We start from the raw sequence: 15,780 nt of genomic DNA on the forward strand, positions 1-15,780 counted from the left end.
AATAAAGGCTGGCAGGAGAAAGCTCCTGTCAGCTGGTAAACAAAAATTTAATCAGTGAAGGAGAACTTCATGGAAAAGAAATATATCGTCGGCATTGATGGCGGCAGTCAAAGCACCAAAATTGTCATCTTCGATCTAGAAGGCAACATCGTTGGGGAGGGCAAAGAAAATTTGCGGCCGATGCATTTGGCTGAAGGTGTGGTAGTCGAACATCCGGGAGATGACTTATGGGACTCCCTATGTGTGGCCGCTAAAAAAGCGATGGATCAGTTTGGTGTTAGAAAAGAAAATATTGTCGGCATCGGTTTAGGTTCGATCCGTTGCTGCCGCGTATTAATGAAAAAAGACGGCTCATTGGCACAGCCTGTCATCAGCTGGATGGACAAACGGACAGCCACTCCTTTCGAACACGACAATCCTGAAGTCCAATATGTGACTTCCACTAATGGGTACTTGACGCATCGTTTGACCGGCGAATTCAAGGACAATATCGGTAATCACTTCGGCCAATGGCCAGTGGACTATGAAACGTGGGACTGGTCCACCGATGAAGACGTGCTGAAAAGCTACAATTTGCCAAGAGAAATGCTGCTGGATCCAGTTAAACCGGGAGATGTTTTAGGCTATATTACTAAAGAAGCCAGTGAAAAAACCGGCTTTCCTGAAGGTCTGCCGTTAATTGCCACAACTAGTGATAAAGCAGTAGAAGGCTTAGGGGCCGGACTGATTCGTGATACTACCGCATTCGTTTCACTGGGAACTTACATCAGCAGTATGGTAACTGGTACGGATATGCCTGAAGATGCAACGAGCTATTGGGGTATCATGTCCTCAATTCCCGGAAAATATGCTTATGAAGGCTACGGCATTCGCCGCGGCATGTGGACCGTTTCTTGGTTTAAAGATTTATTAGGCGAAAAAATTACGATTCGCTCTAATTATCAAGGAATCTCAGAAGAAGAATACTTAAACGATCAGGCACAGCACGTCCCAGCCGGCAGTGATGGCCTGATGACAGTCTTAGATTGGTTGGCAAACCCTTGGGAGCCTTACAAACGAGGTGTGATGATCGGCTTTAATGCCCATCATGATTATCGCTATATGTATCGGTCAATTTTAGAAGGTATTGCCTATACTATGAAAAACAATGTCACCAACATGACGGAGGAGCTAGGCAAAACCATTGATGAAGTAATCGTAACTGGTGGTGGATCCAATAGTGATTTGCTGATGCAGATTTTTGCCGATGTCTTTAATTTGCCAGTGAAACGCAATGTGGTGAACGGCAGTGCCAGCGTCGGTGCAGCGATTAATGTTGCGGTGGGCTTAGGTATTTATTCCTCTTATGAAGAAGCGGTAGAGAAGATGGTGAAGGTAAAAGACGTCTTTACACCGATCCCAGAAAATGTTGCGATTTATAAGCGATTAAATGAAGAAGTGTATCAAAGCTTGACGACGCATACCGACAAAGTGTTGGAAAAAACCTTTGCGATTTTGCATCCAGAACAATAGTAAATGTCACCACGTGTAAAAGGACTAAATGCCCTAAAAAGGGCTTTAGCCTTTTTCACGTTTACATAGACGTGGGGAAAAGGGGTAGGTTGATGATTGAATTTATAGCGGTAGAAAAAAGATACGGCGATGCGGCAGCAGCCGTGGAGAAATTAGACTTAACGATTGAGGATAATCAGTTTATTTGTGTGATCGGAACCAGCGGCAGCGGGAAAACCACCTTGTTACGAATGATCAATCGTATGGTGGAGCCTACTAACGGGTCGATCCAAATTAACGGTGAGTATACTACCAGTTTAAATGAAGATGAATTGCGCCGCAAAATCGGTTACGTGATTCAAAATATCGGACTCTTCCCTCATATGAGCATTCGTGAAAATATTATGATCGTTCCCAAATTATTAAAATGGTCAGATAGTCAACGACAAGGTATTGCCGAGCGTTTAATCGAAAAAGTCGAGCTGCCTTTAGAATTCTTAGATCGCAAGCCGAAAAACCTTTCTGGTGGTCAGCAACAGCGCATCGGTGTCATTCGGGCACTGGCAGCTGATCAGGACATTATCTTGATGGATGAACCCTTTGGAGCCCTAGACCCGATTACCCGAGATGCCTTGCAGGAGATGATTAAACGCCTGCAGCAGGAAATGAATAAGACCGTGGTTTTTGTCACGCACGATATGGATGAAGCGCTCAAACTGGCGGACAACATTATCATCATGGATCACGGAAAAGTTGTTCAGTATGACACCCCGGAAGCCATTGTAAAAAATCCAGCCAATGATTTTGTAGAAGAATTACTAGGAAAACGACAGAAACAGACCTATTTTGAAAACGAACTAACTGTGTCTGATTTGATGCACACGCAAGCAGAAGCGATTTCTTTAAGCAAGTCGATCATTGAAGCTATTAGTCAAATGACCGAAAAGAAAGTCGATACGCTGCTGGTAGTAGATGACCAACGGCATTTGAAGGGGTTCATTGATATTAAGGATATTGATCGTAAAATCAATAAAGCCACAAATATTTACGAGATTATGCGCACCGAAACCTCCAGTGTGAACCAAAATGAAAAGCTGGCGGATGTTGTGGACCCGCTATTCAATATGGAACTAAAATATTTACCAGTTGTTGATGACGAAAATCACTTGGTCGGAATCTTGACGCGCTCTTCTTTGGTGTCTTTGATTTACGACCAGTTGAAGTAGGTGAGCAGAATGGAAAATTTTTGGAATCAATACGGTGCCGAGATTTTGTTAAAGTTTTGGGAGCATTTTTATATTTCATTTAGTGCAATTTTGCTGGGGATATTAGTAGCAGTACCCTTAGGAGCCATTTTAACTAGGCTTAAAAAAGGATCGGAAACGATCATTAATGTAGTCGGATTTTTTCAGACCATTCCCTCGCTGGCTTTGCTGTCTATCATGGTACCCTTTTTAGGAATTGGCAAACTGCCGGCAATTGTAGCGTTGTTTTTGTATTCACTTTTGCCGATTCTGCGGAATACTTATGTGGGAATTCAATCGGTGGATGCTACTTATTTAGATGCGGCCAAAGGAATGGGCATGTCCAAATGGCAGCGGCTCTTGCAGGTTGAACTGCAGCTAGCCTCCAGCGTAATCATTTCGGGAATTAAGGTGTCAGCTGTCTATGTGATTTCCTGGACGACCTTGGCATCCTATATTGGAGCTGGTGGTTTAGGCGATTTCATTTTCAATGGACTAACCTTGTATCGAATTGATTTGATTATGATGGGGACCATTCCAATTACTATACTGGCGTTAGTAACTGATGCTTTACTGAAGCTTTTCGAAGTGAAGCTGTCAGTGGATCGAGGGTGAGCGGATGAAAAAGAAAATAGTCGTTTTACTAACCTTTGTTTGTCTGTTTGTGGTTTTTGTTGTGTCCAATTTTTCTGATAAGGATGATACCATTACTGTTTCTGGTGGGGTTACTTCGGAATCCCAAATTTTAGGTAATATTGTCGTGGAGCTGTTGAACCACTATACGGACAATGAGATTGTTTATTTTAATAATTTAGGTTCGGCCAACCTGATGCAAGCGGCAATGGAAAGAGGAGACCTGGATATTGCTCCTACCCGTTATACCGGAACCGATTTGGTGGGTACTTTACATTTGCCAATTGAAAAAGATCCGGACAAGGCGCTAGAAATTGTACAGGATGCTTTTCGAGAACGCTACGATTTCGAATGGTTTCCCAGCTATGGTTTTTCCAATCAATTTACTTTTATGGTTACTCAGGAAACCGCTGAAAAATATCAGCTGAAGAAAGTCAGCGATTTACAGCAACATGCCAGCCAACTTAGTTTAGGCACTGACCAAACTTGGTATAAACGAGAAGGCGATGGTTATCAAGCCTTCACCGAAGAGTATAGTACAAACTTTCAACGGGTTTATCCGATGCAGATCGGATTATTGTATGATGCTTTAGCAGCTAATGAGTTGGATGTCATATTAGGTTATTCCACTGATGGCCGTGTCGGCAGCTATGATCTGGTGATGTTGGAGGATGACCGGAAATTCTTTCCACCCTACACCTGCAGCTTAGTTGTTTCTGAGCAAACGTTGGCTAAAAATCCTGAGCTTGAGGAGATTTTGGCTAAATTAGAAGATACCATCGATACTGAATTGATGCAGCAGATGAACGATGCCTCTGACAGTCAATTGTTGGAGCCGGCTTTAATTGCTCGTCAATTTTTAGAATCCAACAATTATTTTGAGGAGGAAAGCCCATGATGCAGGATCTGCTGAACTATTTGAGTGATAATTCTTCTTATATTATTACTCAGTTTTTCAATCATATTTATATCTCGATTGTAGGGGTAGTTTTGACCTTTCTGATCGGCTTTCCCATCGGTGTCTTTCTTTCCGATAATAAGAAGGCAGCTTCTTGGGTGATCGGTTTTATCAACGTTGTTCAGACCATTCCGTCAATTGGGATGCTGACGATTTTATTGATCATTATGGGCCTAGGGAAAAATACGGTAATTGCTACGGTAGTACTTTACTCGTTGCTGCCAATCGTCAATAATACTTATGTTGGATTAAATAATGTCGATCCCGTCTATATTGACAGTGCCCGTGGTGTTGGGATGAGCCGTTTTCAAGTCCTATATCTGATTAAGATACCGTTAGCTCTGCCAGTGATTTTAGCAGGTATTCGCAATGCTTTGGTTATTTCTGTCGGAATCACTACCATTGGCTCCTTTGTGGGTGCCGGTGGATTAGGTGACATTATTCTGCGAGGTATCAATATAACCGGCGGAGAACCAATCATCTTTGTCGGAGCAATTTTATGTGCAGTTATTGCTTTGGGTATGGACGGGCTGTTCAATTGGCTGATGAAATAAATCCTATATAATAGAAGAAAATCATTTCAATTTAAAAGTAGTTTATCATTTCCAGCGATAAACTGCTTTTTTTATTTAGCTTATTCGGAAACAACTCATAATAGATTTAATTCAGTGCGCTCTTTTATCCTTGGAAGGGAGTCAATTAAGGCTCGAATGATTTAAGGAACTTGACCAGCCATCGCCCACGCTCAGTTAGTCTCTCTTTATATAAACCGAAAATCGACGACTAAATAATGAGAAAATCAATTTTTCCAACTTAATAGAAGAATTTGATTAAGATAACAATCTTTCAGCCATCTTATTTAGAATAACTACCGTTATTGAAAGCGGGCAGCTGCAAGGATAGTTGTCCGCTTTTTGGTGTGTTTAAAGGGGAGAAAAATAAAGGAACGATCGCTGAAAAACCTTGATATCACCACTTTTTCAATCCCTATCAATTCAGTTGCGACCGGAATTTCGATAAAATTTTATTAGATAGTATCTTAATTAGAATAGTACACATAAATTAACTATAAATAAGCAGATGATGATGCTCCGGCAGCAAACGATTATTTCCAGAAATATCAGCAATCTGATCCCAGGAAAAAATAAAGTGTATTCCACAAAAAAATGCCTGAGCATTATCGCTAGTTCCAACAAAAAATGAAGAAAAGGGTAGAACGATGAGAAAGAAAATAAGCAAACTGATTTTACTGACATTGATATTCGGGTTTACGACACCAATAAGGACACACGCTGCTGAAGAAGGGGAAAGTGCCGGCTTCAGTGTTCGAAAAATTACTCCTGAGGGACAAGAGGTTAATCCGGCCAGTTCCTTTTACGATTTGAAGGTGGCGCCGGGGCAAAAACTGACGATTCAGGCTGAGTTGGCGAATCACAGTGCCGCCAGCAGCCGCATCATGCAAGCGGCCTATGCTTCTTCTACTAATGACAACGGCGAAATCGATTATTCCAACCCGTTAAATGAAGCCGACCAAGACGAAAGCATGGTCATTCCTTTTTCAACGATCGCTACATTAAAAGAAGATAGCCCACTCGTTTTAAAACCAGGAGAAAGAAAAACTATCACGATGGATATTCAAGTTCCCGATGATGCCGTAGATGGTGTGATTTTAGGTTCTTGGTATTTTGAAAAGGAAAATGACCAGCCTGAAACGGAAGATTCCGGCAGCGGGATTGCCATAGATAACCATTTCGCTTACGCCTTGGCAGTGAAGCTGACGGTGAATCAAGAAATTGCTTCCCCTAATTTGAATTTTCTAGGGGCAGCTCCTGAATTGCGGAATCAGGCAATCAAGGCACAAATCCAAAACGACCAGCCAGCCGTTGTTTCTAATCTTTCACTTGAAGGAACGGTCACTCGCAAAGGCGAAGATGAAATACTTTCCAACAGTCAGATAGATAACCGCATCATGGCACCGAATTCCAATTTTTTTGTCACCTTTCCCTTAGAGGCGCAGGAATGGAAAGCTGGCGAGTACACCTTGCGAGTGGATGCAACAACTACAGATGATAAATGGAACGATCAAAGCTGGACATGGGCGGAGGATTTTTCCATTACACCTCAGCAGATACGAGAACTCAAAGAGGCAGAAAATGATCATGCAAAGTCAGCGCCAAATCAAAATTATTTGATCGCAGCCGCAGTAGTTTTAGCAATACTAGCAGGAGTTGGGATTTACCTATACAAAAAAACGGGAAAAAAGAGGGTGAGTAAATGAAACGAGCAAAGGAAATGATGATGAATCAGAGAAGAAGAGGAAATCAAGTGAAGAGTAAGCTACTAACCATCGTTTTAACGATAACTTTAGTCATTTCAGGATTTCTTCCGTCAGTCGTTCATGCCGTCGATGGTACAACGATTGATGAACAGGTCCAGCTCTCATTTGCTGGGGAATCCTTTATGAAAGTAGACGAAGACACGGATATGGTAACGTTAGATGTTCATTATGCGCCTGTTGAACTGGAGCAAGATGATGAAGCAGGCTTAACGGTCCAGTCTGAAAAAACCGACTTGCTGGTAATAAACGTTCCGGCAGGCTTAACCTATACACCACAGGATAATACTAGCCACAGCTTTAATCAAGAAACCAATGAAATTATGCTAGATTTAAGCTATCCAGGTGAACAAGAACCGATTAACTTTGCCATAAATGACGACTCAGCGACTGAAGCGATCGAACTTACCGGCAGCCACTATGTGAATAACGTTTTGGTGGGAGAAACAGTCCCAGTGACGCTGCAAATAGAAGCGGTAGCTGAAGAAGAGGCAGTTGAAGAGGTAGCTGAAGAAGAACAAGCTGATCATGAATCTGTAATGGATGAAGTTCAGGAAGCAGAAGCAGTTGATGAAGACAAGCAAGAAGAGGCTGTTGATCAAGTGAAGCCCGAACCAGATGCAGCCACACTGGCGGCTAATGGGAATTTGGATTTGGGTCTGGCCACAATGAGAAAATTGCCGGTTCAAGCAGTTGAGGACGGACAATACAGCAATGTATCCTATTTTTCAGTCGGGTCATTAGCTGAATGGAACAGAGCACTTACAACAATTAATAATAATCGGCAAGAAATCACTTACCTTGATATAACTAATAGTTTTGCTTTTTCTAATGCGACGAATAATGGGGCTGTCGGTTCGACATATAACGGTTCCTTAACTAGTAATAAAAACAAAAAACTAGTGATAAACGGTAACGGCCACTCATTGGACTTACGACAATACACGCTGCGTTTTGCTGGTGCTGGTCAATGGGATATTGTCCTTCAAAATATATCGGTTCAGAACTCCAATAGTTGGGGTGTCTTTGATGGGTACAATGGGAGTAACAACGGGAATATTTACACTTTCCATAATGTAAGACAGGAAGGTGTGCAGGCATTTGAAGGTTCTCGCGGCCGCGTTATCTTATCAGGTACTAGTGAATTTACTCAATCACCCAACGATACCTATATATCAGCTACTAACGGAGCGGAAGTGAGAGTATCTACGGAATACGGTTCAGGCAACTCTAACATTGCAGCTCGGGAAGTCTATATTAAAGCGGGCTCTAATATCACAATGAAAAACCCAAATTATGGTGCTAACATTGCAGTCTTTCGAAATGGAAATATTTTTATGGAAGAGGGAGCACCCACGACACTGAATCTCGACAATCAAGAATCAAATCCTCGCTGGAATAGCTGGGGAGGAGGCAATGACTATTCTGTTGCTTCCTTAGTTACGATGAATGATAACCCTGGGCCTAGTAGTTCGAACTTCTGGACTGATGAAGAACGTCCGGCTGAGTTAAAAGGATTACAAGGTTCAATTCATATTTCAAAAGAAGCCAAGGTAACGATTAATAATGGATTAGGACGTAAAGACTATGCGGGGGCGATTCAATTGGGACAAGGCGGTGGCAGCCTATCAATCGGAGACCGTGCATCAGTAGATATTAATGTCGAACAAGATATATCAGCTGGTGGCAATAGTTCCACATATGGTATGAGTGGAAACTCACAATTTCCAGTATTCTTATTTAATGGAGCCACAATGGAGCTTGGCGAAGACGCTTCCTTCAACCTAAACGTCGGACGTAGCGTCGATGGCAACACGATTTACCCATCGAGAGGCTCGGCTGTTAAAGTAACCGGCTCACCGAACGAACCTGTGATCAAACTTGGAAAAAACTCGTCATTTTCGGTTTCTTCCACAGCCTATACAAATGGCAACGACGTCATGATCGATTCTGCCAGCAGAAATACTTTTATGCAAATAAATGATCAAGCAACGGTTGATCTTAAATATACCCAACCAACGAATAATTCGTTAATGCGTCTTGGAAACGGTTCTTCATTATCCGTTCCTGACGACTACGTCCATCGAATTCGCCACTGGGATTACGGCAATTTTGATGAAGACACGGATCACCAGTATCAGCCAATAGCTGGAACTACCATTACTTACAACGGTACGAACGTCAGCAATGCGACGACCCGCTTGGACGATGGCTTTTTAGACACCGATCCGCCAGTAGCTCAGCAGCTGCAAAACAACTTTACGTCAAATGCGCAGCGCCTAGCGATTGATGCAGTCGTGTTTAATATTCAATCGATTGAACCTGTTACTAATGAGGAGCAAGACGAATATATTGTTCAAGGAACGGCACAGCCTCCTGGTGGTATGGTGGAAATATTCGGCGGTCAGCTGGATAGTCTGCCGCTAGAAGAACGTCAATTGCTAATAGATAGTGACGGCCGCTATGAATGGCGGGGAAATCTTGACCGACCATTTTACTATGGCGAAAGTATCCGGGCAAGCTACAGCGGACATTCAGAAGTTTATGCTGAAGAGCCGGTAGTCGATGTGACCCGACCAACAGCGGAAGGCCGGACATTGCATATAGTCGAAGGAGAAACGATTCCTGAGGCAGCGGTTTTCCTCACTAGTGTAGAGGATACCAATCCAACAGTAACCGACAAGAGTCAATTTGCTTATCAATTTGAACAAAGCTTGATCCAACCAGGAAGCAGCGCAGTTATTTCCAACGGTTCGCAGCAGCAAACCTACAATGACAGTCTAATCGTTGATGATACCCGCGGCAACTTGTCTGATCCGGTATCAGTATCACTAGTAGTTCATGAAGCAGGAAGTGTTAGCGGCATTCGCGCCAATTCAACCCAGATTCGCTGGAATGAGGTACGGGATTTTGAAGTAGGATCAGTAGAATATGAAGACTATTTAAAACATGCGATGGAAGCACAAGCGCGCATTTTGGTAGATTATCAATTAAAAGATTTAACTGAAGAAATCCAGATTACCAACTTGGCAGAAATTCCTACTGATGTCGGCGGTCCTTATCCGGTAATATTTGAAGTGCCCAGTGAAGAGCTGCAGACCGAAGCTGAACTAAGCATCAAGAGCAATTTGGTCAATCCCCGCAATCCAGCTGAGGGCGATCCTGAGAATCCGGAAAACAACGGGACGGGTGCCACCGGAGAATTGCGGCTGGACTATGTGCCATCGGTCTTTGATTTTGGTGATGTGATGTTCCACTGGAAAGACATGGAGCATAAAAGCTTAGGTGAGGATGATCAATGGGTGCAGGTAGCCGATGACCGCGCTGGCCAGAACGGCTGGGCAGTCAAAGCTTCAGCGACACCATTTGAAGCCGAGGACGATCAATTAGAGGATGCACGGATTGTTTTACCATTTGGCGATCTTTACAATGTAAAAACCAAGGATGCAAAAAATCCAGACGGTTTAGCTGCGACTGGGGAGACACCGCTAAGCTCGGTAGCCACCACCGTTTTCAGCGGAACCGGTGAAAATTCTAAAGGAGAATCCACCTATGTTTGGAAGAAAAATGAGTTGAAGCTTCAGATTCCAGCCGGTCAGGGTAAGACAGGTAAAACCTATCGCTCGGACATCCGTTGGGTAGTCGAAGCCGGAGTAACAAATTAAGACACACAAAAAAGGGTTGGCCCGCGCCAACCCTTTTACTATAGATATTTTTCCAGCACAACTGCAACCCCAGCTTCTTCATTAGATTTGGTTACCTCTTGGGCAATCTCTTTAACTGGTTCCAAGGCATTGTCCATCGCCACGCCCACGCCGCTGACCTTCAGCATTTCGATGTCGTTCTCCTGATCGCCGAAAGCTAAAATTCGTTTGGGGTCAATTTGTAAATAATTGGCTAAGTAGGTGAGGGAGGTTCCTTTATTTACCCCTTCTGCCATAACCTCCAGCCAATGAATATCCGTAAAAACCGAACGAATGCCTGCTTTGTCGAACAGCTTTCTTAACTCTTTAAGCTTTCTTTCATCATTGTCATTAAAGGCTAATTTGAAATAGCTGATGGAACCTTCACGAACTTGATGCAGCAAATCGGCTGCCGAATAGTCGTTAAGGTGAAATTGCGCATAATAGGGACTGTCCACGTCGGCAGGAGCTATATTAAAGGTGATCCGGTCATCCTGTGTCTCGCGGCTGGCTACAATAGTGACGCCCACCTGTTCGGCTAGCTGGAAGGTCTTGGAAATCGTTTCGACGGGGAGGTCAAATCGTTTCAATACAGCAGCAGTCTCGCCACGCTCCACCCGGGCAATGTAAGCACCGTTTGAAGCCAGTACATAGCCATTCATGTTCAATTCGCCGAAGACTTTTTTCACCGAAAGAATCGAACGTCCTGTCGCCAAGACGACCGTACCGCCATGTTGGTTAAAAGCATGCAGGGCTTCTTGGTTTTTTGCGGGAATTTCTCCTGAATGATCCAGTAACGTGCCATCGAGATCGATTGCTGCTAATTTCATTTTTATCCATCCTTTTTAAATAATATTCTATTTTAAGGGTAGACTAATTTTTTCCGTTTGAGAAATGAAACGCTCAATCATTTCAAAAAATCCGTTTTAGAACAATAAGTAAACTTAAATGTTTAAAAAAACTTAAACATTGTTAGACCGCGAAAAAACGTCGATCCGATCATTTTTTTCTGGATTTCGTGACAAAATGATAGGGATAACAAAGCAATTTTTTTGCCAAAAGTGTTATGAGGGGCTAGTCTAGATTATAGAAACAGGATAAAAGAACAAAATATAACAAAGGAGTGACACAATATGTTCCCTAACAAAAACGTGATACCCGTTGTAACTGCATCCGATGAGAACTACGCTCCTTACCTGAGCGTGATGCTTTGCTCTTTATTGGATCATGTATCAAAAGACGTTTCATTGAATATTTATGTAATAGACGATGAAATATCTGAATCCAGTAAAGAAAAATTAGAAGAAACGGTTCAAAACAACTCAAAACAGGCGACGATCCAATACCTGACCGTCGATGGCCAAATATATGAAGACTTTTTAGTCAGTGATCATATTACGACGACTGCCTACTATCGCATTTCGCTGCCAAAAATTTTGAAAAAATACGAGTACCAAAAAGTACTTTACATTGATGCCGACACATTGATCTTAGATGATGTGGCGAAGCTTTATCAAGCGGATTTGCAAGGCAAAACAATTGGAGCGGTTATTGATCCGGGGCAAACCAAAGCATTGGAGCGTCTGGGAATTGATTCAGAGGATTACTATTTTAATTCCGGTGTTATGGTCATTGACATCGAACGCTGGAATGACAATAAAATTACCGAAAAAACTATTGATTTCCTTAAAAATCACAGCGACAAGATTATCTACCACGATCAAGACGCATTAAACGCCGTATTATATGAAGACTGGGCGTCGCTGCATCCACGGTGGAACATGCAGACGTCGCTTATTTTTGACCGTCACCCGGCGCCAACGAAGCAATACGAACAAACATACAAAGAAGGCAATGCAACTCCTGCGATTGTTCACTTTACCGGTCACGACAAGCCTTGGAACACGCTGGAGGATCATCCTTACCAGGACGAGTATATGAACTTGCTGAAGGCAAGTATTTTTGAGAAAGCGGTGAATGCATAATGACACACGAACGAATAACGATTGTTTCCAGCAGCAATGCCGCCTTTGCGCCGCATGTCTCCGCGCTGTTTGTTTCAATCTTAGAAAACTGCAGCAATAAACAAGCATTCTTTGATTTTTACGTGATCGACGACAATATCGACTACAAGAGTAAACAATTGATGCTGGATACCTTGGTGGACTACCAAGCTTCCTTGCATTTTCTAAACATTAACAAAAAATATTTTAAAAACGTAGTGGAAAGTGATCGGATTCCGCAAACGGCTTACTTTAGAATTGCCATCCCGGAACTGTTCCGTGGCAAAGGTGTGGATAAGCTGTTGTACTTGGACTGCGATATGATTGCGGTTACTGATATCCGTGAGCTGTGGGAAACCGACTTAGGCAAATATACGCTAGGTGCAGTTGAGGATGCCGGTTTCCATAACCGTTTAGAATTAATGGACATCGATGCCGATTCGAAATTGTACTTCAATTCAGGTTTGATGTTGATTAACGTCAAAAAATGGCTGGATGAAGATGTGACGAAGCGAGTATTAAGCTACATCCAAAATAATCCGGAAAAATTAAAATTCCACGATCAGGATGCCTTGAACGCGGTTCTGCATGATGAATGGCTGCCGCTGCATCCGCAATGGAATGCGCAAAGCTACATTATGAAAAAAGAAGTGGAGCATCCCAATCCGAAAGGCGAAAAGCTCTTTGAAGAAGCCCGCCAGGAACCTTGTATCATCCATTTCTCTGGTCATGTGAAGCCTTGGAGTGACGAATTTACGTTTCCAACGAAGCGCCATTATCAGCGTTACGCGCGGAAAACCGCTTTTGCTCAAAAGCCAATCTACAAGTCGAATGCGGTTACCTATGTTTCCACTCCTCGCTATGGCAGAGTTGTAAGATAGCATTATTCGTACCTTTGACGGACAGGAACTGCGCAAGCAGGCTGTCAAAAACGAATGTTTTATCTAAATGACGGGTTTATCGAATAGACAGACGAAAGAAAAGTTCGCCGAATCCACAACTGGGAGGAGAAAAATAAATGGAAATTACCGTATCAGATAAAGCAGCTGAAGTTTTGTTAGATAAACTGGGTGACGACAACGCATTTTTATTAGCGCTAAACGAAGAGGTAGAAGGCAGCGAGCTGCGGGAGCATTCTTGTGCCAAAGGCAATCACTTTCAAGTGATTCCGTTGTTTAGCGAGACGGATGTGGAATTGATTCCACTGGAAAACCCAACCTTTAACGTATATACTTCAGAGGATGCAAAAGCTCTGTTATCCGAGCATGTTGAGATGGATTTCAATCCTCGCCTGAACAGTTTTCAAATTATGTGCAACCATCGCTATGTCGACAGCAACATCAAATTGAAAAATTACTTTTTTAGTTAAAAGCAAAAGTGCTATGTTCATGCTTAATTGAAGCATAAGCATAGCTCTTTTGAGTGTAAGAGAAGGAGATTTTGACAAATGCCGCCAATCATATGGGATGACGCAGCCCAACGTCTGCTGTCAAAAGAGATTATTAAGAAAACCCGCCGCCGCTCACTAAAGGAAGCACGGGAAATTGAGCAGCAAATCCTCCAGGAAAGCCGCTTGGTCGGTTCTAGCATCTATACAAAAATGTTTCAGGCTTCTAAGCAGGAACCTAAAGAAAAACTCGCACTTTTGTTAGGCCAACTGGGTGCTCAGATGGAAGAGGGGACGCTGCAGTTACTGGGACCTTATCAAATCGATGCCAACATGCCGCCCCATGGCGAATTTTTAAGGCTATTAGCCAAAACCGTCCAGCAAGCTTATTCCGGTAAAGTTTTAGACGATCCCCAAGTTCACCAATTACGGATGTACTTGGATCGCCACAATATTACCTATATTCGCCAGCTTTTTGGTGGCCAGGGAATCACTGATGAAGCGGCACTGTCTGCTTACGTTCGTGCTTCGAAAAAAAGCGGCGGTTTAGGCGGCCAAAAGCTGATTGCCGAGCGCGCTCGTTTTCACAACAAGTACCAGCACAACTACCAACCCGGCGGCGAAAATCGCAAACGGCTGACCCCGGATTTTCATGGAGAATTTATTTTGGATGAAAATGGTCATTTTGTCAGTCAATGGAATGTGCTGGAATTTGACTCAGCCGGCAAGTTAATCACCGATTTTGACTACTATAGGAAGCGCTGCGGGACTTATACTCAGTGGCACAGCTTTCAGCAACAAATCCTAAACGGCGAATCCTTTAATTATGCCGATCGCAACGATCTGGTGCATCGCCGCTTGGACATTTTGCCGCCAGGTCAGTTGGATCATCCACTGCGGAAAGAAATTGCCAAAGAGTGGAAGAATCCAGCGAACAAAGTGGAGTATCATTGGAAAAAAGCCGACAAACAAAAAGACGGCTATTCCCAAAGAGACCTCATAAAGAAAAGAGCTGGTTGGTTATCTATCTTCCTGCTAATCATTGGTATCGCAAAAAGGAATCTCTTTAGACACAGATAAAGGTCTAAAGAGATTCCTTTTCTTTTGCCTTTTGATAGTAGGTTTTCAATTGGGCAATTTTCGCTTGAACAATCTCCGCATTTTCCTTCGCCTTTTTCAAAGACGTCAGCAGCTGATCACACACGGCAATCAAATCCGCATCCGGCTTTGGCGTGTCCAGTACTTCTTTAATAGAAGGAACTCGTTGCTGATCCAGCGATAGAAGCAAGCGCAAAATCGCCTCAAGAGAATAATTGGCCCCTCGCAAGGTGCGGATGATTTTCAAACGCTTCAAGTCTTCTTCGTTATACATCCGATAACCATTGGCACTGCGCTTGACTGTCAGTAAGCCATTCAACTCCCAATTTCGCAGGGCATCTATAGTGACGCCGAGATATTCAGCAGTCTCACTGCGGGTCAAGGTCTCGGGCGTGGTCACCGTGGTTCCATGAATCAACGCTTCCACGATGGTAATCGACTCATGAGCATTGGCCATTTCTCCATCGACAACCAGTTGATAGTCAGTTAACTCCTGTTTAGCCAAGTCAAAGTCGTCAGCAGCTAAGGCTCGAATCACAGTCCACATCTTCCGCCGCAGTCCAGATTGCAAAATTTCAATTTGAAAAGCCACTCGAGCTAGTCGAATCAGCTGCACATGATAATCCGTGAAGATGCGATACCCATTCGCTGCCCGCTCTGGTTTGGGAATTAGCTTCCATTCTTCATAGCGGCGAATCGTGTTAGGGTGCAGACCCACCAATTTTGCCACTTGGGATGTTGTGTAATGAGTCATGCTGTTCCTCCTGAAGATGTCTTCATTTTCAATAGTATCAAATCCTTTCTTTCTCGGCTACTCTCTGCAAAAAAAACGAAATTTACTTTCCAGCAGTTTTTTTGAAAAAATTTCTCATTAGTAAAAAATTTTTTGAATAAAATGCGTATCTATAAGTAGGGAGGTTTCCCAATGAAAGTCTAGTGGTAATAAGT

Annotated in this window: 13 protein-coding genes; 11 read left to right on the forward strand and 2 right to left on the reverse strand. The window is 43.1% G+C overall.

The window, feature by feature from the left end; translation table 11 throughout:
• The first annotated feature begins 69 nt into the window (after positions 1 to 69).
• The 7 genes from JZO70_RS20785 to JZO70_RS20815 all read left to right on the forward strand — a co-directional run bounded on the left by JZO70_RS20785 (position 70) and on the right by JZO70_RS20815 (position 10,326).
• Entirely contained in the window at positions 70 to 1,512 is a 1,443-nt protein-coding gene (locus tag JZO70_RS20785; RefSeq protein ID WP_207675610.1) for an FGGY-family carbohydrate kinase, read from the forward strand.
• Between the two features lie 92 nt (positions 1,513 to 1,604).
• Positions 1,605 to 2,717 carry an ABC transporter ATP-binding protein gene (locus JZO70_RS20790; protein WP_207675611.1) on the forward strand — a complete coding sequence of 371 codons (1,113 nt, stop codon included), beginning with the start codon at positions 1,605 to 1,607 and terminating at the stop codon, positions 2,715 to 2,717.
• Positions 2,718 to 2,726: 9 nt separating this feature from the next.
• Positions 2,727 to 3,350: an ABC transporter permease gene (locus JZO70_RS20795; protein ID WP_207675612.1), complete on the forward strand. Its 624-nt coding sequence runs from the start codon at positions 2,727 to 2,729 to the stop codon at positions 3,348 to 3,350.
• 4 nt (positions 3,351 to 3,354) lie between these two features.
• Positions 3,355 to 4,266 (forward strand): osmoprotectant ABC transporter substrate-binding protein, encoded by a 912-nt coding sequence (locus JZO70_RS20800; RefSeq protein WP_207675613.1) that lies wholly within the window; start codon positions 3,355 to 3,357, stop codon positions 4,264 to 4,266.
• Complete coding sequence (locus tag JZO70_RS20805) at positions 4,263 to 4,880, forward strand: ABC transporter permease (RefSeq protein WP_207675614.1); 618 nt, start codon at positions 4,263 to 4,265, stop codon at positions 4,878 to 4,880. Before JZO70_RS20800 ends, JZO70_RS20805 begins: the two co-directional genes overlap by 4 nt.
• A gap of 665 nt (positions 4,881 to 5,545) precedes the next feature.
• Positions 5,546 to 6,604, forward strand: a complete 1,059-nt coding sequence (locus tag JZO70_RS20810) for a WxLIP family cell surface protein (protein WP_207675615.1) — start codon at positions 5,546 to 5,548, stop codon at positions 6,602 to 6,604.
• Positions 6,601 to 10,326, forward strand: coding sequence for a WxL domain-containing protein (locus tag JZO70_RS20815; RefSeq protein WP_207675616.1), 3,726 nt, complete (start codon positions 6,601 to 6,603; stop codon positions 10,324 to 10,326). The genes JZO70_RS20810 and JZO70_RS20815 overlap by 4 nt, the downstream gene beginning before the upstream one ends.
• A gap of 38 nt (positions 10,327 to 10,364) precedes the next feature.
• Here the strand turns inward: JZO70_RS20815 and JZO70_RS20820 are convergent, their stop codons facing one another.
• Positions 10,365 to 11,174 (reverse strand): Cof-type HAD-IIB family hydrolase, encoded by an 810-nt coding sequence (locus JZO70_RS20820; RefSeq protein ID WP_207675617.1) that lies wholly within the window; start codon positions 11,172 to 11,174, stop codon positions 10,365 to 10,367.
• A gap of 303 nt (positions 11,175 to 11,477) precedes the next feature.
• On the opposite strand from JZO70_RS20820, the gene JZO70_RS20825 reads away from it, so the two are divergent.
• The 4 genes from JZO70_RS20825 to JZO70_RS20840 all read left to right on the forward strand — a co-directional run bounded on the left by JZO70_RS20825 (position 11,478) and on the right by JZO70_RS20840 (position 14,814).
• The gene (locus JZO70_RS20825) at positions 11,478 to 12,329 is read left to right on the forward strand and encodes a glycosyltransferase family 8 protein (RefSeq protein ID WP_207675618.1); all 852 of its coding nucleotides are present in this window, start codon (positions 11,478 to 11,480) and stop codon (positions 12,327 to 12,329) included.
• On the forward strand, positions 12,329 to 13,228 hold the full coding sequence (locus tag JZO70_RS20830; protein ID WP_207675619.1) for a glycosyltransferase family 8 protein: 900 nt from the start codon (positions 12,329 to 12,331) through the stop codon (positions 13,226 to 13,228). The genes JZO70_RS20825 and JZO70_RS20830 overlap by 1 nt, the downstream gene beginning before the upstream one ends.
• Positions 13,229 to 13,365: 137 nt before the next feature.
• Complete coding sequence (locus JZO70_RS20835) at positions 13,366 to 13,716, forward strand: iron-sulfur cluster biosynthesis family protein (RefSeq protein WP_207675620.1); 351 nt, start codon at positions 13,366 to 13,368, stop codon at positions 13,714 to 13,716.
• Between the two features lie 78 nt (positions 13,717 to 13,794).
• On the forward strand, positions 13,795 to 14,814 hold the full coding sequence (locus tag JZO70_RS20840; RefSeq protein ID WP_207675621.1) for a DUF3114 domain-containing protein: 1,020 nt from the start codon (positions 13,795 to 13,797) through the stop codon (positions 14,812 to 14,814).
• Positions 14,815 to 14,818: 4 nt separating this feature from the next.
• On the opposite strand, the gene JZO70_RS20845 is transcribed toward JZO70_RS20840, so the two are convergent.
• On the reverse strand, positions 14,819 to 15,586 hold the full coding sequence (locus tag JZO70_RS20845; RefSeq protein ID WP_207675622.1) for a MerR family transcriptional regulator: 768 nt from the start codon (positions 15,584 to 15,586) through the stop codon (positions 14,819 to 14,821).
• Positions 15,587 to 15,780: the final 194 nt, after the last annotated feature.

The organism is Candidatus Enterococcus moelleringii (genome assembly GCF_017377575.1).
Lineage (GTDB): Bacteria > Bacillota > Bacilli > Lactobacillales > Enterococcaceae > Enterococcus_A > Enterococcus_A moelleringii.

Bases quoted from the DNA above. Each gene is read 5' to 3' on its own strand.
- JZO70_RS20785 (WP_207675610.1), top strand. From the start codon at position 70: ATGGAAAAGAAATATATCGTCGGCATTGATGGCGGCAGTCAAAGCACC.
- JZO70_RS20790 (WP_207675611.1), top strand. From the start codon at position 1,605: ATGATTGAATTTATAGCGGTAGAAAAAAGATACGGCGATGCGGCAGCA.
- JZO70_RS20795 (WP_207675612.1), top strand. From the start codon at position 2,727: ATGGAAAATTTTTGGAATCAATACGGTGCCGAGATTTTGTTAAAGTTT.
- JZO70_RS20800 (WP_207675613.1), top strand. From the start codon at position 3,355: ATGAAAAAGAAAATAGTCGTTTTACTAACCTTTGTTTGTCTGTTTGTG.
- JZO70_RS20805 (WP_207675614.1), top strand. From the start codon at position 4,263: ATGATGCAGGATCTGCTGAACTATTTGAGTGATAATTCTTCTTATATT.
- JZO70_RS20810 (WP_207675615.1), top strand. From the start codon at position 5,546: ATGAGAAAGAAAATAAGCAAACTGATTTTACTGACATTGATATTCGGG.
- JZO70_RS20815 (WP_207675616.1), top strand. From the start codon at position 6,601: ATGAAACGAGCAAAGGAAATGATGATGAATCAGAGAAGAAGAGGAAAT.
- JZO70_RS20820 (WP_207675617.1), bottom strand. From the start codon at position 11,174: ATGAAATTAGCAGCAATCGATCTCGATGGCACGTTACTGGATCATTCA.
- JZO70_RS20825 (WP_207675618.1), top strand. From the start codon at position 11,478: ATGTTCCCTAACAAAAACGTGATACCCGTTGTAACTGCATCCGATGAG.
- JZO70_RS20830 (WP_207675619.1), top strand. From the start codon at position 12,329: ATGACACACGAACGAATAACGATTGTTTCCAGCAGCAATGCCGCCTTT.
- JZO70_RS20835 (WP_207675620.1), top strand. From the start codon at position 13,366: ATGGAAATTACCGTATCAGATAAAGCAGCTGAAGTTTTGTTAGATAAA.
- JZO70_RS20840 (WP_207675621.1), top strand. From the start codon at position 13,795: ATGCCGCCAATCATATGGGATGACGCAGCCCAACGTCTGCTGTCAAAA.
- JZO70_RS20845 (WP_207675622.1), bottom strand. From the start codon at position 15,586: ATGACTCATTACACAACATCCCAAGTGGCAAAATTGGTGGGTCTGCAC.